Raw genomic sequence first — 20,829 nt, 5'->3', positions numbered from 1 at the left:
GCGCGTTCGAGCCCGATCGACGCGCCGCGATCCACCCACGCCAGAAAGGCCCACCCATGCCTCTCGTCATCGCCATAGCCGGCGCCGCGGTCCTCCTCCTCGTCCTCGTGCTCTTCGTGCTCTCCCGGATCAAGGTCGCCGGGCCCAACGAGGCCTTCATCGTCACCGGCCGCAAGGGCCGCACCACCCAGACCGCCGACGGCGGCCGGTCGACCGACATGTCCGGGCAGAAGGTGGTGCTCGGCGCCTCGGTCTTCGTCCTGCCGGTGGTGCAGAAGCTCCAGTCGCTCGACCTGTCCAGCCGCCGGATCGACGTCGGCATCCGGGGCGCGGTGAGCAAGCAGGGCATCCGCGCCGACCTGCACGGCGTGGCGATCGTCAAGGTCGGTGGCACCGAGGACTCGATCCGGGCCGCCGCCCAGCGCTTCCTGCACCAGCAGGACGAGATCGACAACTTCACCCGGGAGGTGCTGGCCGGCGCGCTGCGGTCGATCGTCGGCCGGCTCACCATCGAGGAGGTCATCCGGGACCGGGCGGCGTTCGCCAGCGCGGTGGCGGAGGAGGCCGAGCACTCGATGACCAACCAGGGTCTCGTGCTCGACACGTTCCAACTCCAGGACATCCTGGCCGAGGGGTCGTACCTGCAGGACCTGGGTCGGCCCGAGGCCGCCCGGGTGCTCAAGGACGCGGCGATCGCCGAGGCCCGGGCCCGGCAGCAGGCCGAGCAGGAGCGGCTGCTCGCCGAGGAGGCGATCGCCGAGGCCAACCGGAACCTGGCCCTCAAGCAGGCCGCCATCCAGGCCGAGATCGACGCCGCGAAGGCGAAGTCGGCGGCGGCCGGGCCGCTCGCGCAGGCCGAGCGGGACCAGGCGATCCTCTCCGAGCAGCAGAAGGTGGCCGAGCGCAACGCCGAGCTCAAGCAGCGCCAGCTCGACACCGAGGTGCGCAAGCCGGCCGACGCCGCCCGGTACAAGGTCGAGCAGGAGGCCGAGGCCGCCCGCAACGCCGCCGTGCTCCACGCCGACGCGCAGCGCCAGGCCGTCATCGCCGCCGCCCAGGCCGCCGCCGAGCAGGCGCGGCTCACCGGTGAGGGCGAGCGGGCCCGGCGGGCCGCGCTCGCCGAGGCGAACGCGATCGAGGGCGCCAAGGAAGGTGAGGCCGAGCAGCGCCGGCGCTCCGCGATCGCCGAGGCGGTCGAGCGGGAGGGGCAGGCCGAGGCCGCGGCCATCCTGGCCCGTGGGCAGGCCGACGCCGACGCGATGGCCCGCAAGGCGGAGGCGTTCGCCGCGTACGGGGAGGCGGCCGTCCTGGACCTGCTGGTCAAGGTGCTGCCGCAGGTCGTCGAGGCGGCCAGCGCGCCGATCGGCGCGATCGACAAGATAACCGTCATCTCGACCGACGGCGCGTCGTCGCTCACGAAGTCGGTCGCCGGGAACGTCGCGCAGGGCCTCCAGCTCGGCAGCGACCTCACCGGCATCGACCTGCCCGGTCTGCTGGCCCGGCTGGCCACGTCGACCCGCTCGGAGCCGAACGGCAAGCCGGCCGTCGAGAGCACCGAGACCCGCTGACCCCGGGAGCCGGGGTGCCGCCCTGCCGGTGGCGCCCCGGCCTACTCGACGACGCCCTGCTCGCGGGCCCAGCGCAACAGCTCGGCCTCGGCCTCGTCCCGCTCCAGCGGGCCGCGCTCCAGCCGCAGATCCTTGAGATGCTTCCAGGCCCGCCCGACGACCGGCCCGGGCGGCACGCCGAGCAGCTCCATGATCGCGTTCCCGTCCAGGTCCGGACGGACCCGGGCCAGGTCCTCCTCGGCCGCGATCCGGGCGATCCGCTCCTCCAGCGCGTCGTAGTCGGCGGCGAGCTGCGCGGCCTTACGCCGGTTACGCGTGGTGCAGTCGGAGCGGGTCAACTTGTGCAGCCGGGGCAGCAGGTCCCCGGCGTCGGCGACGTACCGGCGCACCGCCGAGTCGGTCCACTCGCCGCGCCCGTACCCGTAGAAGCGCAGGTGCAGCGCGACCAGCGCGGTGACCTTGGCGGTCACGTCCTTGGGGTAGCGCATGGCCTTCATCCGGGCCTTCGTCAGCCGGGCCCCCACGACCTCGTGGTGGTGGAAGCTGACCCGGCCGTCCGGGCCGACCGCCTTCGTGGCCGGCTTGCCGATGTCGTGCAGAAGCGCGGCCATCCGCAGGATGAAGTCGCAGCCGTCGTCCTCGTGCGAGACGGCGTTGCTCACCACGGTCAACGTGTGCTCGTAAACGTCCTTGTGCTGGGCGTGCTCGTCGATCTCCAGCTTCAACCCGGTCAGCTCGGGCAGGAAGCGCTCGGCCAGGCCGGTGTCCACCAGCAGCCGGAGGCCGGTGACCGGGTCGACGCCGCAGAGCAGCTTGGTGAACTCGTCCCGGATCCGCTCGGCGGTGATCCGGTCCAGGTCGGCGGCCATCCGGGTCATCGCCTCACGCACGTCTGGATGCACGGCGAACCGCAGCTGCGCGGCGAACCGGGCGGCCCGCAGCATCCGCAGCGGATCGTCGCGGAACGACTCCTCCGGCGACGCCGGCGTACGGATGATCTTCGCGGCGAGATCGTCCAACCCGCCGTACGGGTCGGTGAACCGGTGGTCGGGCAGGCTCACCGCCATCGCGTTGATGGTGAAGTCCCGGCGCTTCAGATCCTCGGTGAGGCTGGTGCCGTACTGCACCACCGGGTTCCGGCTGACCTGGTCGTACACCTCGGCGCGGTAGGTGGTGATCTCCAGCAGCAGGCCGTCGCGCTGCACGCCGATCGTGCCGAACTCCCGACCGGTCTCCCAGATGGACTCGGCCCAGCCCCGCACGATGCGCAGCGTCTCGTCCGGAAGCGCGTCGGTGCAGAAGTCGAGGTCGTTGCCGAGCCGGCCGAGGAGGGCGTCCCGGACCGAGCCGCCCACCAGGTGCAGCTCGCGACCGGCCTTCGCGAACCGGCGGCCCAGCTCGTCGGCGACCGGGGAGACCCGGAGAAGTTCGGCGACGGCGTTGCGCTGCGCGGCGGTGAGTTCGCGGCGGTCGGCGTACGGTGCGGAGGCGGCGTCGGACATGGGATGGCCAGCCTATCGGGCCGGGTCGGCATCCGGTCCGCCGGGCGCGGGTAACGACGGACGGTTGACTAGGGTCTGTGGCGAAGCCCCGGCGTGAGCCGACGTACCCCTGGAGGCGACAACGATGAGCGGCCGGCTCTACCGCAGCGCGAACGCGCAGGGTGGCGGCGGCCGGCCGCCGGGCGACGACGCCACCTTCATCTCCGCCGAACCGCTGAACCAGCCCGGCGTCGAGGCCGCCGCGCCGCCGCAGGAGGTGGTCGCGGAGACCAGCGCCGTGGCGAACAGCGCGGTCATGGCCATCGGCAGCCTGGTGAGCCGAGGTACGGGCTTCCTTCGCACCTTGATGATCGGTGCCGCACTCGGCAGTGTGGTGGGCGACATCTACACGACTGCCCAGTTCTTGCCGAACCAGGTCTACGAGTTCCTGCTCGGCGGCGTGCTGACCAGCGTGCTGGTTCCGGTGCTGGTACGTCGCCGCAAGACCGATCACGACCAGGGTGACGCGTACGCGCAGCGGCTGCTCACGTTCGCGGTGCTCGCGCTGGCCGCTGCCGCGCTGATTGCGGTGATCACCGCACCCGCACTGACAGCTATCTATGCCAGCGGCAAGGGCGGCGACTACCGGGATCTGATCACCTACCTGTCGTACCTGATGCTGCCGATGCTGTTCTTCACGGGCGTCAGCGCGCTGATCGCCGCCGTGCTGAACACACGGGGCCACTTCGCAGCGCCGATGTGGGCGCCAATCCTGAACAACCTGGTGGTCATCGGCATATTTGGTCTCTACATCGCCGTCTACGGAGCCAAGCCCCTTCGGCCTGAGGACATGACGCCTGGGCGGATCCTGCTCATCGGCGGGGGCACCCTGCTCGGTGTGGCGGTACAGGCCGCCGGCCTGCTACCCGCGCTTCGCAAGGTGGGCTTCCGGTGGAAGCTGCGCTTCGACTTCCGTGAGCTGGGACTGCGGGAACTGGCCCGGCTCGGTGGCTGGATGTTCTGTTACGTCGCGGTCAGCCAACTGGGTGTGTTCGTGGTGGTCAACCTGCTCACCCGCGCCGCCGGGGAGGACAGGGCCGGCCTTCTCATCTACAACAACGTCTTCCTGCTGCTGATGATGGCGCACGGGATCATCGCCGTCTCGATCATCACGGCGCTCATGCCACGGATGAGCGCCGCCGCGGCGGACGGGCGATTCCGGGACGTCACCGCCGACCTGTCCCGGGGCACCCGCATGGTCACGGCGGTGCTCGCCCCGATCGCCGTCTGCTACGCCGTGCTGGCCGCGCCGATCTCCGTGGTCGTGTTCCGGTACGGCGCGTTCACCGGGGAGAACGCGGTGGCGACCGCCACCGTGCTGCTGGTCGCGGCGGTCGGCCTGGTCCCGTTCGCAATCAGCCAGCTGTTCACCTTCGCCTTCTACGCGCTGCCGGACACCCGCACGCCGGCGCTGGTCAACATCCCGGTGGTCGCACTGCGGGTGCTGCTCCAGGTGGGCCTCTTCGTCGTGCTCTCGCCCGTATTCGCGGCGGCCGGCATGATGCTCGGCAACGCGATCTCGTACGTGGCGGCGGCGGTCCTGTCAGCGATGCTGCTCCGTCCGAGGGTCGGCCGTATCGGGCTCGGCGGGATCATGCGCACCATGGGCAAGGTCGTGGTCGCCGCGCTCGGGTCGGCGCTCGTCGGTCTCGTGGTGGTCAGCCTGCTGCCGGGCGACCCCGAGGACCTCGACTGGTTCGCGGCGGCCGTCCAGTTGGTGGTCGGCGGCGCGGTCATCGGGGCCACCTACCTCGGGCTCGCGATGCTGCTCCGGATCGGCGAGATCACCGAGGTGGTCGGCATGGTCCGGCGCCGGCTCGGTCGCTGAGCGTCTCCGCCCGACGGTTTCCCGGGGCCCGGGCGGTCGGAAGCGGATGGACCGCACGCTGAGTGAACGAGGATCACCAGCCTGGGGATGCGGCTGTGGATAACTCTGTGATTCACCGCTCAGTGACCGGATCAGCCTGTGGATAACCAGCCGGACGGCTGAGCATGGCGGCGAGTGACGGGGGAACTCCGATCAGCGTCGACACGGCCGCCACTCCAGGTCCGGCCCCTTCGGCGACTACTTGCGGTCAACCTCTAGATTGGCTAGTACATGTGCCAGCAACGTGGCTGACATCGGTCGTAACCGGACGAGTCCCCGTCCACCGGCCAGTCTCGAACGGTGCGGCGGGAAGATGACATGTCGGGGAGCGGGCCATCACGGGTAAGGTCGCTCTTGACGGGTACGGCAGGCGCCGGCGATCACGCCGACACCGGTCGGCCGGTTCCTGGAAGCAGAGCGGAAGCCACAATGCCCAGCAGCACGGGTCCATCGATCGACACGATCACCGAGGGAGGACGGGTGACCCAGGTCGGCGAGGGTCAGGAGGCGGACGAGAGCGCTCCGCCGGTCATGACCTTCGGTGCTCCGACGGCCGGTGAGGTCCTCGCCGAGCGGTACGAACTCGTCGAGCACATCAACAACGACAGCGCGGGCCGTCTGGTCTGGCGCGGGGTCGACGTCGTGCTGCGCCGTCCCGTCGCGGTGGTGCTGCGCTACCCGGGTGGCGACTCCGCCACCGAGATGCTCCAGGCCGCCGTCGCGGCCAGCCGCGTCATCCACCCCAACCTCGTCGGCGTCTACGACGCGATCGACGAGGGCGAGCGGGCGTACGTGGTCCGCGAGTGGGTCGACGGGCAGTCGCTGCGCGAGCTGGTCACCGAGGAGCCGCTGGATCCCGCCCGCGCCACCGCCGTCGGCAACGCCGTGGCCAGCGCCCTCGCCGCCGTGCACGCCACCGGCATGGTGCACGGCAACGTCCACCCCGGCACCGTCATGATCAGTGACGACGACCGGGTGGTCCTCGCCGACGCGCGCACGGACGGGGACGACAGCCAGGGAAGCGACGTCCGGGCGGTCGGCGGTGTCCTCTACTTCGCCCTCACCGGCCACTGGCCGCACACCGAGGTCCCGCTGCGCGGGGCCACCGCCGGCCACGGTCGCGCCGCGATCCCGGACGCCGTCCGCGACGCCGGTGACGCCATCGCCGCACCGCGCCAGGTCCGGGCCGGCGTCCCGGCGTACCTGGACGACCTCACGATGGACCTGCTGGACGCCGAGATCGCGCCCCCGCCGTCGGATGTGCTCGCGGCGGAGCTGGCCCGGCTGGACGTCCCGGCCGACGAGCACTTCCTGGACAACACCGGCCCGCTGCGCTTCGCCGCCGAGACCGGGGACGAGCCGTCCCCGCTGGCCGTGGCGGGCGGACGCAAGGTGGCCATCGGCATCGCCGGCCTGCTCGCCGTCGCCCTGGTGGGCCTGCTGGTGGGCATCAGCGCGCTGGGTGGCGGTGACAACCGGGATCAGCGATCCGGCGCCGCCAGCGCCCCCACCGCCGGCGCACCGGGCGGGGAGGCGAGCCCGGCCCCCGTGGCCGCCGGCCCGCTCACCATCCGCGACGCGAAGATCATCGACCCGGACGGGAACCGCGCGGAGGTCCGCGAGGCCGAGAAGGTCTTCGACGGCAACCCGGAAGAGGGCTGGGAGACCCAGACCTACCGGGGCCGTCCCAACTTCGGCAACCTGAAGCGCGGCATGGGCGTCTGGCTCGACCTCGGTGAGCCCCGCAACGTGAAGTCGTTGCAGGTGCAGCTGTCGGCCCGGGGTGCGTCCGCCCAACTGTTCGCCGGCACCAACAACCACCCCTCGTCCAAGTCGGGCGACGACGCGCTCTTCGTGGAGTACGCCAAGAAGGCGATCGGCGCGCCGTTGGAGAACGCCGACACCACCATGACCTTCAACGCCTTCGACCCGAATGCGAAGTACCGCTACCTGCTGTTCTGGCTCACCGAGCTGCCGCCGAGCGAAGGCGGTTACAAGGTCGGTGTCCAGGAGATCACGGTCCAGGGGTCGTGAGCCGGCGGGCGCGCATCGGGCACCGCCTCCGCCGGACGTGGTGATGAAGGCACGCGGGCCGGCGGGCGACGGAGGCACGACGCCCGCCCCGACCCCCTCCGACGTCGACCTGCTGCACGCGCACGTCGCGGGCGACCGGGACGCCTTCGCCGAGCTGTTCCACCGGCACCGGGACCGCCTCTGGGCGGTCGCGTTGCGCACGCTCGGCGACCGGGAGGAGGCGGCCGACGCCCTCCAGGACGCGCTGCTCTCCGCCCACCGCGCCGCCGCCCGGTTCCGGGGCGACTCGGCGGTGACCACCTGGCTCCACCGGATCGTGGTCAACGCCTGCCTGGACCGCATCCGGCGTCGGCAGGCGCATCCGACGGTGCCGCTGCCCGACGGTGTCCACGACACCGAGGGGGCGACCGGGGGTGTCGAGCCCGCCGCTCCCGCACCGGACCACGACACCGCCCTGGTGGTACGGCAGGCGCTGGCGACCTTGCCGGTCGAGCAGCGCGCGGCGCTGATCCTCGTCGACGTGCAGGGCTACCCGGTCGCCGAGGTCGCCCGCATCCTCGGGGTGGCCGAGGGGACGGTGAAGAGCCGGTGCGCCCGTGGGCGGGCCCGCCTGGCGACGATCCTCGGCCATCTCCGCCCCGCGCCGGGCAGCGGTTCCGCGCCGGCCGGCGACCCGGTTCCGTCCGGCGGGAACGTGCCGGCCGTCACCCGGGGGAACCCGGAGGCGGCCGGGGGCGTCCGATCTGGGTCGGGGCGGTCCCGGCGCGACACCAACCAGGAGGACACGTGACGACCGGGGGGTTCCGGGAGGTCGACCACGACCTGCTCGCCGACTACCTCGGCGGGGCGCTGGACGGCACCCCGGACGAGGTGACCGTGGCGCGGCTGGTCGAGGGGGATCCGGCCTGGGCCGAGGCGTACGCCCGGCTCGCCCCGGCGGTCGCGGAGGTGCGCGCCGACCTGCTGGCCTGGGGGGGTGCGGCCGAGGCGATGCCCGCCGACGTCACCGACCGGATCACCGCTGCGCTGGCGACCGAGGCCGCGCCGTCCGGTGCCGGACACGCCGCTCCGGTCGTGCCGAGCCAGCCGCACGGCGGTTCGCGGCGCCCCGGCGGCGTACCCCGATCGGGGGTGCCCGCCACGACCGGGCCGGGCCGGCGGCGCCGGCGCTGGGCGCGGGTCAGCGCCCCGGTCGCGCTCGCCGCGGTGGCGGTGACCGCCGCCGGGCTGCTCGGCCTCGACCAGCTCGGGAGCCGGAACGGCGACGACAGCGCGGTCACCGGCACGGCCCGCGACGAGGCGGCACCGGCCGCCGCCCAGCCGTTCCGTACGGCGGGCCCGCCCCTGCGGACCGGCGCGGACTACACCCCGGAGGGGCTGGGCGCGCTGCCCGCCTCGGTGCGGGCGCAACAGTTCTCCAGCCCGGGCTCGGCGTCGGAGCCGGCCACGAACTCGGAGGGTGGCCGGGTGGCCGGGCCCATCGGGCTCGACCGGCTCGAGGACCCTGCGGCGCTCACCGCCTGCCTCATCGAGATCGGCACCGAGCACCGGAACGGGCCGCTCGTGGTCGACCTCGTCGACTACGCGCGTTTCCAGGGCCGTCCCGCGCTGGTGGTCCGGTTCACCGACGCGGCCGGAGCCCGTTGGGCCTGGGTGAGCGGGCCGGAATGTGGCGTGCCCGGGTCCGCCTCGGACGCCCGCTACCGTGCGCGGGTAGGGTGAAACCACGGTCGTAGGGTTTCGTCCGGCGACGTGACGTGACCCACCGGATGACCGGCTCGGGAATCCCCGGTTCGTACGATGACGTTCTGCACATCAGCTGCCGGTACCGGCTGAGGCCGCCGGCACCGGATCGGCATCGGTGCGCGCCGATGGCGAACACACACAATCGGGAGACGGCAGTGGACGAGGTCCGCAACCTGATCATCATCGGCTCCGGGCCGGCCGGCTACACGGCGGCGGTCTACGCCGCGCGCGCCAACCTCAACCCGCTGGTCATCGAGGGCGTTCAGTCCGGTGGTGCGCTGATGACGACCACCGAGGTGGAGAACTTTCCCGGCTTCGCCGACGGCATCCTCGGCCCCGAGCTGATGGACAGCATGCGCAAGCAGGCCGAACGGTTCGGCGCGGAGTTCCTGACCGACGACGTCACCCGCGTCGAGCTCAAGGACACCGGCGAGGTCGGCTCGGACGCGGTCAGCACCGTGTGGGTTGGCGAGACCGCCTACCGGGCCCGGGCCGTCATCCTCGCCACCGGCTCCGCCTGGCGCCCGCTGGGCGTGCCCGGCGAGCAGGAGTACCTCGGCCACGGCGTCTCCTCCTGCGCCACCTGTGACGGCTTCTTCTTCCGCAACCAGCACATCGTGGTGGTGGGCGGCGGTGACTCGGCGATGGAGGAGGCCAGCTTCCTGACCCGGTTCGCCGAGTCGGTGACGATCATCCACCGCCGCGACACCTTCCGCGCCAGCAAGATCATGGCGCAGCGCGCGCTGGGCAACGACAAGATCAAGGTCGAGTGGAACTCGGTCGTCGAGGAGATCCTGGGCGCCGACGGCAAGGTCTCCGGTGTCCGCCTCCGCAACGTGCACACCGGTGAGACCAAGGTGCTCGACGTGACCGGCGTCTTCGTGGCCATCGGCCACGACCCCCGCAGCGAACTCTTCCGCGGGCAGGTGGACCTAGACGGCGAGGGGTACGTGAAGGTCGAGGCACCCAGCACCCGGACCAACATCCCGGGCGTGTTCGCCGCCGGTGACCTGGTCGACCACACCTACCGGCAGGCGATCACCGCCGCCGGCACGGGCTGCGCCGCCGCCCTGGACGCCGAGCGCTTCATCGCCACGATCCAGGGCTGAACAACCGAAACAATCGCGAGGAGGGTCGTAGTGGGAGCAACCAAGTCGGTCACCGACGCCAGTTTCGCCACCGACGTGCTGAAGTCCGACAAGCCGGTTCTGGTGGACTTCTGGGCCGAGTGGTGCGGCCCGTGCCGGAAGGTGTCGCCGCTGCTCGAAGAGATCGCCGGCGAGATGGGTGACCAGGTCACCATCGTCAAGCTCAACATCGACGAGAACCCGGAGACCGCCCGCACCTACCGCGTCATGTCGGTGCCGACCCTCACCGTGTTCAAGAACGGCGAGCCGGTGCAGTCCATCGCCGGCGCCAAGCCGAAGGGCGAGCTGGTCAAGCTCATCCAATCGGCACTCTGACCTGCGCTGACGCCGCCGACCCCGCACCCGGCAGTACCCGGGTGCGGGGTCGGCGTCTTTTTCCCGGCCCGCACACCTCGGGCCCGGCGAGCGCATAACCTCAAGCCAGAGGCGGTCGGGAAACGCCCGGGCGAGCGAGGTGTAGTCCAGCCGGCGATCCGGCGGCTCGGAGGTCTGCCCCGACACCGGTGCCGGGTCCGGACCGACCTCCGACACCGCGGGTCGCCGCCTGGGCCCGCCGCAGCCGCTGCGGGGTTCCCGGACCGCCTCTCAGGGCCGCCCGGCCAGCCAGCGTCCGTGCAGAGGGGGTCGAGCGTGCGTCCGATCCGACCTGGTGACCGTGGACCAGCGGTCACGGAGATCCGTACCGTGCTTGCCACCCTCGACCTGCTCTCGCCCTCGGCACCCGACGCCGACGAGTTCGACGCACACACCGAACGGGCCGTGCGGGCGTTCCAGCAGTCCCGCGGCCTCAGCGTGGACGGTCGCGTCGGCGCCGAGACGTGGCGGGCCCTGGACGCCGCCCGCTGGCGACTCGGCGCCCGCACCCTCTACCACGCGGTGCCCGAACCGCTCACCGGCGAGGACGTCCGGTCCCTCCAGGAGCGGCTGCTGGAGATGGGGTACGACGTGGGCCGCGCGGACGCCATCTACGGCGTACGGACCTCGCGGGCGGTCGCCCAGTTCCAGCGGGAGGTCGGGCTGACCCCCGACGGCACCTGCGGCCCGCACACCATGGACGCGCTGCGCCGGCTCGGCCGCAAGGTCGTCGGCGGACGGCCGCAGTGGCTGCGCGAGTCCGACGCCATCCGGCAGTCCGGACCCGCCCTGATCGGGCGGACCGTCGTCGTCGACCCCGGCCACGGCGGCACCGACCCCGGTGTGGTGGTGCCCGACGGCGCGCTCCGCTGGACCGAGGCGGACCTGGTGCACGACCTCGCCAGCCGGTTGGAAGGGCGGCTCGCGGCAGCCGGCGTGCGGGTGCAGCTCACCCGAGGTCCGGCGCTGCCGGACAGCCTGCCCGACGTCGACCGGGCCCACCTGGCCAACTCGCTCGGCGCGGACGTGTTCATCTCCCTGCACCTCGACGGGCACGCCAACCCGGCCGCCGAGGGCGTGGCGACGTACCACTACGGCACCGACAACGGGGTGACCTCGGCGACCGGGGAGCGGCTGGCCGGCCTCGTGCAGCGGGAGATCGTCGCGCGGACCGGGCTGCGGGACTGCCGTACCCACGCCAAGGCGTGGGACCTGCTGCGGCTCACCCGGATGCCGGCCGTCCGCGTCGAGGTGGGGTACCTGACCTCGCCCACCGACCGCGCCCGGCTGGTCGATCCGCGCTTCCGGGACCGGGTGGTGGAGGCGATCGTCGCCGCCGTGCAGCGGATGTACTACCCGATCGAACGGGACGTCCCGACCGGGTCGATCGACGTGAGCGAGCTACGGGCGGTGGTGGCCGCCGGCACCGTCGTCGACTGACCGGACCGGTGGCCGTCAGCGGGCGGTGGAGCGGGTCGCCGGGGCGGGGCGGACCGGCCGCAGCAGCGTCTCCGGGCTCATCGACCCCAGCAGCTTCTCCAACGCGTACTCGACGTCGGACTTCCAGCTCAGCGCCGTGCGCAGCTCCAGCCGGAGGCGGGGGAAGCGCGGGTGCGGGCGGACCGTCTTGAAGCCCACCGAGAGGAAGAAGTCGGCGGGTGCCACGCAGGCCCGCGTCGCGTCGTCGGCATCACCGAACTTCGCGTCGCCGAACGCCTCGATCGCCTTGATGCCGCGCTTGGTGAGGTCCCGGGCGACGCCCTGGACGAGCATCCGGCCGAGCCCGCCACCCGCGAAGGCGGGCACCACGTTCGCCGTCATGAGCAGCGCCGCGTCGGCGGAGACCGGTGACGTGGGGAAGGCCATCGAGCGCGGCACGTACGCGGGCGGCGCGTACATCACGAACCCGGCCGGCATGCCGTCGACGTACACCAGCTTGCCGCAGGAGCCCCACTCAAGCAGCGTCTGGGAGACCCACGCCTCCTTCTCCAGGCCCGGGTCCCCGGCGGCGCACGCCCGATCGGCAGAGACCGGATCGAGCTCCCAGTAGACACACTGGCGGCACGGGCGGGGCAGGTCCTCCAGGGTGTCGAGGGTCAAGCTGACCAGACGTCGCGACATTGGCGCATCCCCACATTAGGCTCGGAGGTGAGACCGGCACGGAACGACACCGCCGCCTTCCCTGCCCCCCGACGAGCGATCGTACGCCGCCGACGAACGTCACGGGAGGGGACGCGCAAACGGTCACCGTGGGGAGTGACGGACCGTCCGGGATGTGGACCTGGCCGTCCGGCCGGCGACGGCCCTGGTGGGCGGCGGCTAGGATCGGCATCCGGCGCCCCGAGTCGCCATGGTCGCCGGAGTCCCGGGTACGCCCGGGGCGGGGAGGCACCCGAGCACGCATCGAGGTGATGGCATGACCGGCACGACGCTCGACGACTACACCGACCGGTACGCCCGGCGGGTCCGGGGCATGACGGCCTCGGAGATCCGGGCGCTCTTCGCGGTGGCCAGCCGGCCGGAGGTGGTCTCGCTCGCCGGCGGTGCCCCCTACATCGCCGCGCTGCCGCTGGACGCGGTCGGCGACATGCTCGGCCGGCTCGGCACCGAGCACGGGGTGACCACCCTCCAGTACGGCATCGGCCAGGGCACCCTCGAGCTGCGGGAGCGCATCTGCGAGGTGATGGCCCTCTCCGGCGTCGACGCGGCGTGCGGCGCCTCCCCGGAGGACGTGGTCGTCACCGTCGGCGGGCAGCAGGCGCTGGACCTGGTCGCCCGGCTGTTCCTCGACCCGGGCGACGTGGTGCTCGCCGAGGGACCGACGTACGTCGGGGCACTCGGGGTGTTCCAGGCCGCCCAGGCACAGGTCGTGCACGTCGCCATGGACGACGACGGGCTGATCCCGGAGGCGCTGGAGGTGGCCATCGCCGAGCAGGCGCGGGCCGGACGCCGGGTGAAGTTCCTCTACACCATCCCCACCTACCAGAACCCGACCGGCGTGACGCTGACCGAGGAGCGGCGCGAGCGGGTGCTCGACATCTGCGAACGCGCCGGCCTGCTGGTGGTGGAGGACGACCCGTACGGCCAACTCGGCTTCGAGGGTGAGGCGCCCGCGCCGCTGCGGGCCCGCCGCCGGGAGGGCGTCTTCTACCTGAGCACCTTCTCCAAGACCTTCGCCCCGGGGCTGCGGGTGGGCTGGATCCTCGCGCCGCACGCCGTCCGCGACAAGCTGGTGATCGCGAGCGAGGCGCAGATCCTGTGCCCCAGCGGCTACGCGCAGGCGGCCGTGTCGACGTACCTCGGCACGATGCCGTGGCGCGAACAACTCAAGGTCTACCGGGAGGTCTACCGCGAGCGCCGGGACGCGATGCTCGACGCCCTCGCGGACCTGATGCCCGCCGGCACGACGTGGACCCGTCCGGGCGGTGGTCTCTTCGTGTGGGCCACGCTGCCCGACGGGCTCGACTCGAAGGCGATGATGCCGCGCGCCATCGCCGCCCGGGTCGCGTACGTGCCGGGCACCGGCTTCTACGCCGACGGCACCGGCACCGGCCACATGCGGCTCAACTTCTCCTTCCCGCCGCCGGAGCGGATCCGTGAGGGTGTGCGGCGGCTGGCCGGCGTCATGGAGCAGGACATCGCCATGCGCCGGGTGTTCGGCGCGGTCGGCCGTCCGGGGTCACGGCGTGGCCAGGCCGGTTCCGACACCCCGGGACCTGACTTGGCATGATTCCGGCATGCGTACGACCGCTGCCGACTCGTCCGTCGTGACCGACCTGCGCGTGCTGGTGCTCGCCGGCGGGCTCTCCTACGAACGGGACGTCTCGCTCCGCTCCGGCCGCCGGGTGCTGGACGCTCTGCGCGCCGTCGGCGTGGACGCCGAACTGCGCGACGCCGACGTCGCCCTGCTGCCGTCCCTCACCGCCGACCCGCCGGACGCCGTGGTGATCGCCCTGCACGGTGCCACGGGCGAGGACGGCTCGCTCCGGGGCGTGCTGGACCTCTGCGACATCCCCTACGTCGGGTGCGACGCGCGCGCCTCCCGGCTCGCCTGGGACAAGCCGTCCGCGAAGGCGGTGCTCCGGGAGGCGGGCATCCCCACGCCGGACTGGGTGGCGCTTCCCCACGACCGCTTCTCGGAGCTGGGCGCGGTGGCCGTGCTGGACCGCATCGTCGACCGGTTGGGCCTGCCCCTGATGGTGAAGCCCGCCCAGGGCGGTTCGGGTCTGGGCGCCGCCGTGGTCCGGGACGCCGCGGCCCTGCCGGCCGCGATGGTGGGTTGTTTCGCGTACGACTCGACCGCACTGGTGGAGCGCTACGTCCCCGGTATGGACGTGGCCGTCTCCGTGGTCGACCTGGGGGACGGCCCGCAGGCCCTGCCGGCCGTGGAGATCGTCCCGCGCAACGGCGTGTACGACTACGCAGCCCGGTACACCGCCGGCCGCACCACCTGGCACAGTCCGGCGCGGTTGGCGTCCGAGGTGAGCGGCGCGGTCGCCGAGGTGGCCATCGCCGCCCACACCGCGCTCGGGCTGCGCGACCTCAGCCGGGTGGACCTCATCGTCGACGGGGCCGGCCAGCCGCACGTCCTGGAGGTGAACGTCTCGCCGGGGATGACCGAGACCTCGCTGCTGCCGCTCGCGGTGCAGGCGGCCGGCCTCGACTTCGGCCGGGTCCTCGGCACCCTGGTGTCCCGCGCCGCCGCGCGGCGCGACTGACCTTTCCCGGCACCTCGCTCCTGGGCCGCCGCAGATCCTGGAAGCCTCCAGGATCTGCGGCGGCTCTGTCAGTCACGGGGGTTGGTGAGCGGCGTGGCGGGGGCCGGCAGATCGTCGGGCGGGGAACCACCGCCGGAGCGGTCCGTGGCCGTCGCGGCGGTTCCGTCCGTGGCGGTCGGCCCGGCGGCGGTGTCGTTCGTGCCGGCCGTCCCGGCGGTTCCGTCCGTGGCGTTCGACTCGGTCGTGGCGGCGCTGTCGTTCGTGCGTGCCGTTCCACGGGCGGCGGTGGTCGCGACCGCGTCGGCTGTGCGGGCCGTGTCGACCGTGGCGGCGGTGGGCTCGTCAGGTCCGTCAGTCGGCCGGTCGGCGGCCGGCCGTCCGGTCGCCAGGCCGCCGGTCGACGGGCCGGTGCCGCCTCCACGCGACGGGGCGTCCGCGCCCTCGGCCGCCGGAGCGTCGGTCGCCGTTCTCGTCGAGGCGGCGGCAGGGCCGGGCGGCCGGTCGCCCGTCGGAGGGAGCGACGGCTGGTCGTCCGTCGAGGGAACCGGCGTCTCCTCGACCGAACTCATCACCGATGTGCCCTCCTCCTCGGCTGGCGTGACGGTCGCCACCGGCGCGCTGAAGCTGGACGGCGCCTGCCACTGGATGCGGGGCGGTTCGGCGAGGGGGCGCCCGCCGAACTCCGCCAGCCACGCGGCGACCAGGGCGAGATTCTCCCGCCACGTCGACTCGGAGATCGGCGGCAGGATCGAGTCCCACAGCGGAAGGAACGTGCCGCGGAGTTGGAGTTGGCCGTACGGGCGGGCGAGGAACCACATGTGCAGATGCGCCGAGCCGTCGCCCCAGCGGTTGACGTGGACCCGCGCCACACCGTCCAGCGAGCGGATGGCCCGTTCGAGCCGGACCGTCATCACCCCGAGCTCGGCAGCGAGCAGGTTCGGCAGATCACCGAGGTCGAGATGGGACCGGGATTCCAGGATCAGCACCATCGGGAGGCCGGTGGGTCGATCCATGGCGCGCACCCGCCACCGCTCGCCCACCCAGATGTAGGCATCGTCGGGGGCGTTGCAGGCGGTGCACTCCCGGTGTCCCTCGCCCCTGCGGGGCGGCTCGACCGGGACCGGATCATCGAGTTGCTTGACGCGCAGGTCGCCCTCGAAGGGGAAGGACGGCCACTGGGCGAAGTCCGGAAGTGAGGGAGGGGTGTCGTGCACGACGCTGACCCTAGCCGGTCTCGTCACTGCTGTCCCTCCCCGTTCCGCCTCCAATCCCGGCGGCTTTTCCGGCCACCGAGTCGGCCCCGCCGACGAGATATCCACAGGCCCGTCAGGTGCCGACCACGGGCCGTCATCCACAGGTCAGCACGGGATTTCACGCGCTGTTTCACGTGAAACGAGGGCGGCCTGTGGACAACCGGTGTGGATAACGGCCGTCCCCTCCGCCGCGGCCGACGGCCCCGGTTTCACGTGAAACGACGGGGCTCACCGGCGGGCGACATCGGGTGGAAAGGCGACCCCGACAGCACCACGACCGGAGCGGCTCCGGGTCGGTCGGTGCGGTCGCAGAAACGACTCGGCCGCGTGGTCCCCGATCGGGACCGCGCGGCCGAGTGTGGCGTACCGGCAGTCAGGCCTCGGGCTCGTCCCGGTCGACCCCGATGAGACCGACGATCCGCTCCAAGTCGTCGACGGTCGCGAACTCGATGGTGATCTTGCCCTTGCTGCGACCGATGTCGACCTTCACGCGGGTGTCGAAACGGTCGGAGAGCCGGTCCGCGAGATCCGACAACGCGGGCGCGTGCGGCTTCGGGCGGCGCTTGGCCGACTCCTTCCGGTCGGCGTTCTCGCTCAGCGACAGCGCGACGATCTCCTCGGTGGCGCGCACCGACAGGCCCTCGGCGACGATCCGCAGGGCGAGCTGCTCCTGCGCCTCCGCGCCGTCGAGGCTCAGCAGCGCCCGGGCGTGCCCGGCGGAGAGCACCCCGGCGGCAACCCGACGCTGCACCTGAGCCGGGAGGTTCAGCAGCCGGATCGTGTTGGAGATCTGCGGACGGCTTCGCCCGATCCGCCGCGCCAGCTCCTCGTGCGTGGCGCCGAACTCGTCGAGCAGCTGCTGGTAGGCGGCCGCTTCTTCCAGCGGGTTCAGATTGGCCCGGTGGATGTTCTCCAGGAGCGCGTCCCGGAGCATCGCGTCGTCGCGCGTGTCCCGGACGATCGCCGGGATGCTGTCCCGGCCAACCGCCTGCGCCGCGCGCCAGCGCCGCTCGCCCATGACGAGTTCGAACTTCTCGCCGTCGAGTTGGCGGACGACGATCGGCTGGAGGAAGCCGACCTCCTGGATGGAGACCTTCAGCTCCTCCAGGGCGTCCTCGTCGAAGACCTGCCGGGGCTGTTTCGGGTTCGGCACGATGGCGTCGACGGGGATCTCGGCGAAGCGGGCACCCGGCACCGGGCTCAGCGTCGCCTCGCCCTGCCCGGCGGCCGGGGGAGGTGCCACCTCGGCAGCGGCGGGACTGCCGGCGTTCGGATCGAACGCACCGGTCGCTGCGGTCGCCGCCGGTCCGGTGGGGATGAGCGCGCCCAACCCTCGACCCAGACCGCCCCGAGGACGGTTCTTCATGCCACGCCTCCCGGCGACTCGTACCCACTACGCATTGCGGCTCACCGGCGCCTTGGCACCCCGCTCAGCGATCTCCTGGGCGGCCTCGAAGTAGCTCGTGGCCCCCCGCGATCCGGGATCGTAGGTCATCACCGACTGGCCGTAGCTGGGTGCCTCCGAGACCCGGACGTTGCGCGGGATGACCGCCTCGAGCACCTTGTCGCCGAAGTGGTTCCGGACGTCCTGCTCCACCGCGTCCGCCAGCCGGGTACGCCGGTCGTACATGGTGAGGAGGATCGTGGAGACCTCCAGCCGCGGGTTCAGGTGCTGACGGACCAGGTTGATGTTGTTGATGAGCTGGTTCAGCCCCTCCAGCGCGTAGTACTCGCACTGGATCGGGATGAGCACCTCCTGCGCTGCCACCAGAGCGTTGACCGTCAGCAGGCCCAGCGACGGTGGACAGTCGATGAAGATGTAGTCGAAGTGACCGGGGTACCCGGCGATGGCCCGTTGCAGCCGGGACTCGCGAGCCACCACGGAGACCAGTTCGATCTCGGCGCCGGCGAGGTCGATCGTCGCCGGGACGCACCACAGGTTGGGGATGCCCTCGACCGCCTGGGCGACGTCCTCCAGCGGCACGCTGTTGATGAGGCAGTCGTAGACGTCCGGCACGCCGGTGTGGTGCGGGACGTTCAGTCCCGTCGAGGCGTTGCCCTGCGGGTCGAGGTCGACCACCAGCACCCGGTTACCGTGCAGGGCGAGCGCCACCGCCAGGTTCACCGTCGTGGTGGTCTTACCCACGCCGCCCTTCTGGTTCGCGACGCACATCACCCGGGTCCGCTCTGGACGAGGCATGGTCACCTCGCCGCTCGGATTCAGGATCTGCACGGCCCGCATCGCTTCCATCGCCAACGGTGGGTCATCCTCTTCGCGCGTCGGGGTTTCACGTGAAACGTACGTGGCCTCGTCCCCGTCATGCCCGTACGGCACGGCCGGACTCGCCGTCGTGTCGGTCACCCGACCGGCATCCGGCACCGACCCGGGCGCGGGCTGCTGGGGGACGGCCACCTCGAAGCGCGTCGACGCGGCCGCGTTGCCCCGCGCCGCCGTCACGCGCTCGGCCGCTGGCGCGTTGCCGGCGGCACCCGACCCGTCGGACGCTGACCGGCCGGTCGGCAACTCCGGCGGTACGGGTCGGGCGACGCCGGTCGCCGGCGTATCGCGCTGCACGACCGGCTCGCAGTCCGGCGGCCGGTGGGACGGGCTCGCCGGGGAGCCGTGCGCCGCCCAGCCCGGGTAGTCGGTTTCACGTGAAACAGAGTCGCCCGCTGCCCCGGTCACGCGTGGATCGTCGTACCTGCCGTCGTCATGCACCTGTCATCCCTGCCCGCTTCGGATGGTCGGTCCGCACCCCGTCAACGGGCCGCACTCTGCTCGCACTCGGAGCGTGCGACCCGGCGGAAGCGGTCGGGACTCAGGTGATCGTCCGTCGCCGCCCGCTCCACATTATCGACGCGCGGCCAGCCTACGGCTCGCGGGCGCAACCGGTCCACGTCGGGTTCACATCCCGCCCACCCGTACCCGTTCAACGACGCGGACGCCGAACAGGAAAGGCGGATCGGCGGATCCGATACGAAGACCGACGGCCACGCCAAGGCGTACGAGAGCCGGCATCGCCGCGGAGCCGGCCCTGCCCGGCGAGAGCCGGCCCTGCCCGGCGAGAGCCGGCCCTGCCCGGCGAGAGCCGGCCCTGCCCGGCGAGAGCCGGCAGGGCCGTAGCGCCGGCAGCGCCGGAGAACCCGCGTCGCGCGGCGGGAGAAGTCAGCGGCGGCGGCCACCGCGTGAGCGCTTCGGGGACTTCGGCCGCGCCGGTCCCACCACCCGCTCGCGCACGATCTCGACCACCGTCGTCGGCGGATCGATGACGCCCTCACCGCAGTGGTGCACCTCGGGCGTACCGCCGCCGAGGCGGCCGACGGTCGCCGCGTGCTCGGCGATCTCCTCGCTGGCCGAGGCGCCCTTGAGAGCGATCAGCCGGCCGCCCGGCCTGGCCAGCGGCAGGCACCACGTGGACAGGCGGTCCAGCGGCGCGACGGCGCGTGCGGTCACCACGTCGCCGGTGAGGGGTTCACGTTCCCGCGTACCGGCGGACGCCTCCTCGGCCCGCCCACGGAACACGCGGACCGTCCGGGCGAGCCCGAGGTACTCCACCGCCTCGACGAGGAAGGCGGTACGGCGGGCGAGGGGCTCGATCAGGGTCACGGCCAGATCCGGCCGGGCGACGGCCAGCACCAGGCCGGGGAGTCCGGCGCCGGAGCCGACGTCGAGCACGGTCGCGCCCGGTGGAATGCGCTCCACCACGGCCGCGCAGTTGAGCAGGTGCCGGTCCCAGATCCGGGGCGCCTCGCGGGGCCCGATCAGGCCCCGGATCACACCGTCGGTCACCAGCAGTTCGGCGTACGCGGCGGCCAGGTCGAGCCGGTCGCCGAAGAGGGTCCGCGCGGCACCGGCCAGCTCCGGCGGCAACGTGGCGTCGGCCGGGTCGGGCGCCGGGCGGGAGCCGACAGGGGACGGCCCGGGTGGCGTGCCACCCGGGCCGGACGCGGCGCCCGCCGCGGTGTCGTCGTGGGTCACCCGGTCAGTCCGCCGGCCGGACGATGATGCGCCGGTTCGGCTCGACGCCCTCGGACTCGCTCTCCACGCCGCTCATGGCGTTGACCACGTCGTGGACGCACTTACGCTCGAACGCGGACATCGGCTCCAGCCGCACGGGCTCGCCGTACTCCTTGACCTTCTCCACCGCGTTCTTCGCCACGGCGGCGAGTTCCTTGCGGCGGCTGGCGCGGTACCCGCCGACGTCGAGCAGCAGCCGGCTGGGGGTGCCGGTCTGCCGGAAGACGGCGAGCCGGGTCAGTTCCTGGAGCGCCTCCAGGGTGGCGCCGCGCTGGCCGACCAGGCTCTGCAGGCGGGCGCCGACCACCTCGACCACCGGACGCCCGCCGGAGACCAGCTCGTCGATGTCCCCGTCGTAGTCGAGGATGTCGAGCAGGCCCTCGACGTAGTCCGCGGCGATCTCGCTCTGGCGGAACAGGCCGCTGTCGCCGGCGGCCTTCTTCTCCTTGCCCCCGGCGGCCGCCTCGTCGATCTCGTCCGCCTCGGACGCGGCGGTGGGCTCGATTCCCTCCGCGTCCAGGGACTCGTCGGCGCTGGGGATGCTGGTGTCGGTCACGGTGTCATCTCCGTACTCGCTCGGCC

Annotated in this window: 18 protein-coding genes; 11 read left to right on the top strand and 7 right to left on the bottom strand. The window is 72.6% G+C overall.

Features of this window, described 5'->3' with window-relative positions:
- Positions 1 to 56: 56 nt before the first annotated feature.
- Positions 57 to 1,568, top strand: coding sequence for a flotillin family protein (locus ACN26Y_RS07700; protein WP_155329619.1), 1,512 nt, complete (start codon positions 57 to 59; stop codon positions 1,566 to 1,568).
- Positions 1,569 to 1,609: 41 nt separating this feature from the next.
- On the opposite strand, the gene ACN26Y_RS07695 is transcribed toward ACN26Y_RS07700, so the two are convergent.
- Entirely contained in the window at positions 1,610 to 3,070 is a 1,461-nt protein-coding gene (locus ACN26Y_RS07695; RefSeq protein WP_155329618.1) for a CCA tRNA nucleotidyltransferase, read from the bottom strand.
- A gap of 124 nt (positions 3,071 to 3,194) precedes the next feature.
- Here ACN26Y_RS07695 and murJ point away from each other — a divergent pair, with 124 nt between their 5' ends.
- The 7 genes from murJ (at position 3,195) to ACN26Y_RS07660 (ending at position 11,698) form a co-directional block, all read left to right on the top strand.
- The gene (gene murJ, locus ACN26Y_RS07690) at positions 3,195 to 4,937 is read left to right on the top strand and encodes a murein biosynthesis integral membrane protein MurJ (RefSeq protein WP_155329617.1); all 1,743 of its coding nucleotides are present in this window, start codon (positions 3,195 to 3,197) and stop codon (positions 4,935 to 4,937) included.
- A gap of 468 nt (positions 4,938 to 5,405) precedes the next feature.
- Positions 5,406 to 7,010, top strand: a complete 1,605-nt coding sequence (locus ACN26Y_RS07685; RefSeq protein ID WP_422734526.1) for a protein kinase family protein — start codon at positions 5,406 to 5,408, stop codon at positions 7,008 to 7,010.
- A 43-nt stretch (positions 7,011 to 7,053) separates the two neighbouring features.
- A complete protein-coding gene (gene sigM / locus ACN26Y_RS07680) occupies positions 7,054 to 7,800 on the top strand; it encodes an RNA polymerase sigma factor SigM (RefSeq protein WP_422734525.1) in 747 nt (248 codons plus the stop codon).
- Positions 7,797 to 8,732, top strand: coding sequence for a hypothetical protein (locus ACN26Y_RS07675; protein ID WP_155329614.1), 936 nt, complete (start codon positions 7,797 to 7,799; stop codon positions 8,730 to 8,732). Before sigM ends, ACN26Y_RS07675 begins: the two co-directional genes overlap by 4 nt.
- 179 nt (positions 8,733 to 8,911) lie before the next feature.
- Entirely contained in the window at positions 8,912 to 9,865 is a 954-nt protein-coding gene (gene trxB / locus ACN26Y_RS07670; RefSeq protein ID WP_155333981.1) for a thioredoxin-disulfide reductase, read from the top strand.
- Between the two features lie 30 nt (positions 9,866 to 9,895).
- Entirely contained in the window at positions 9,896 to 10,219 is a 324-nt protein-coding gene (gene trxA / locus ACN26Y_RS07665; protein ID WP_155329613.1) for a thioredoxin, read from the top strand.
- 315 nt (positions 10,220 to 10,534) lie between these two features.
- Positions 10,535 to 11,698 carry an N-acetylmuramoyl-L-alanine amidase gene (locus ACN26Y_RS07660; RefSeq protein WP_155329612.1) on the top strand — a complete coding sequence of 388 codons (1,164 nt, stop codon included), beginning with the start codon at positions 10,535 to 10,537 and terminating at the stop codon, positions 11,696 to 11,698.
- Positions 11,699 to 11,713: 15 nt separating this feature from the next.
- Here ACN26Y_RS07660 and ACN26Y_RS07655 read toward each other — a convergent pair whose 3' ends face one another.
- Positions 11,714 to 12,379, bottom strand: a complete 666-nt coding sequence (locus tag ACN26Y_RS07655) for a GNAT family N-acetyltransferase (protein ID WP_155329611.1) — start codon at positions 12,377 to 12,379, stop codon at positions 11,714 to 11,716.
- 295 nt (positions 12,380 to 12,674) lie between these two features.
- On the opposite strand from ACN26Y_RS07655, the gene ACN26Y_RS07650 reads away from it, so the two are divergent.
- Together ACN26Y_RS07650 and ACN26Y_RS07645 are read left to right on the top strand one after the other, a co-directional pair.
- On the top strand, positions 12,675 to 13,988 hold the full coding sequence (locus tag ACN26Y_RS07650) for a PLP-dependent aminotransferase family protein (protein ID WP_155329610.1): 1,314 nt from the start codon (positions 12,675 to 12,677) through the stop codon (positions 13,986 to 13,988).
- Positions 13,989 to 13,995: 7 nt separating this feature from the next.
- Positions 13,996 to 14,976 (top strand): D-alanine--D-alanine ligase family protein, encoded by a 981-nt coding sequence (locus ACN26Y_RS07645; RefSeq protein WP_155329609.1) that lies wholly within the window; start codon positions 13,996 to 13,998, stop codon positions 14,974 to 14,976.
- A gap of 68 nt (positions 14,977 to 15,044) precedes the next feature.
- On the opposite strand, the gene ACN26Y_RS07640 is transcribed toward ACN26Y_RS07645, so the two are convergent.
- From ACN26Y_RS07640 to ACN26Y_RS07630, 3 genes are all read right to left on the bottom strand, one after another.
- The gene (locus ACN26Y_RS07640) at positions 15,045 to 15,965 is read right to left on the bottom strand and encodes a hypothetical protein (protein ID WP_422734908.1); all 921 of its coding nucleotides are present in this window, start codon (positions 15,963 to 15,965) and stop codon (positions 15,045 to 15,047) included.
- Positions 15,966 to 16,602: 637 nt separating this feature from the next.
- Complete coding sequence (locus ACN26Y_RS07635) at positions 16,603 to 17,595, bottom strand: ParB/RepB/Spo0J family partition protein (protein WP_422734524.1); 993 nt, start codon at positions 17,593 to 17,595, stop codon at positions 16,603 to 16,605.
- Positions 17,596 to 17,622: 27 nt separating this feature from the next.
- Positions 17,623 to 18,687 (bottom strand): ParA family protein, encoded by a 1,065-nt coding sequence (locus ACN26Y_RS07630; RefSeq protein WP_305070159.1) that lies wholly within the window; start codon positions 18,685 to 18,687, stop codon positions 17,623 to 17,625.
- Here ACN26Y_RS07630 and ACN26Y_RS07625 point away from each other — a divergent pair.
- Positions 18,581 to 18,874, top strand: coding sequence for a hypothetical protein (locus tag ACN26Y_RS07625; RefSeq protein ID WP_196255804.1), 294 nt, complete (start codon positions 18,581 to 18,583; stop codon positions 18,872 to 18,874). The two genes, ACN26Y_RS07630 and ACN26Y_RS07625, sit on opposite strands and share 107 nt — an antisense overlap.
- A 521-nt stretch (positions 18,875 to 19,395) precedes the next feature.
- Here ACN26Y_RS07625 and rsmG read toward each other — a convergent pair.
- Together rsmG and ACN26Y_RS07615 are read right to left on the bottom strand one after the other, a co-directional pair.
- Complete coding sequence (gene rsmG, locus ACN26Y_RS07620) at positions 19,396 to 20,100, bottom strand: 16S rRNA (guanine(527)-N(7))-methyltransferase RsmG (protein WP_230689148.1); 705 nt, start codon at positions 20,098 to 20,100, stop codon at positions 19,396 to 19,398.
- Positions 20,101 to 20,212: 112 nt separating this feature from the next.
- Positions 20,213 to 20,803 (bottom strand): protein jag, encoded by a 591-nt coding sequence (locus tag ACN26Y_RS07615; RefSeq protein ID WP_422734523.1) that lies wholly within the window; start codon positions 20,801 to 20,803, stop codon positions 20,213 to 20,215.
- Positions 20,804 to 20,829 lie beyond the last annotated feature (26 nt).

Origin of the sequence: Micromonospora sp. WMMD558 (assembly GCF_049315255.1) — a bacterium.
Taxonomy (GTDB): Bacteria; Actinomycetota; Actinomycetes; order Mycobacteriales; family Micromonosporaceae; genus Micromonospora.
This window is presented reverse-complemented; position numbering and strand designations above follow the sequence as displayed.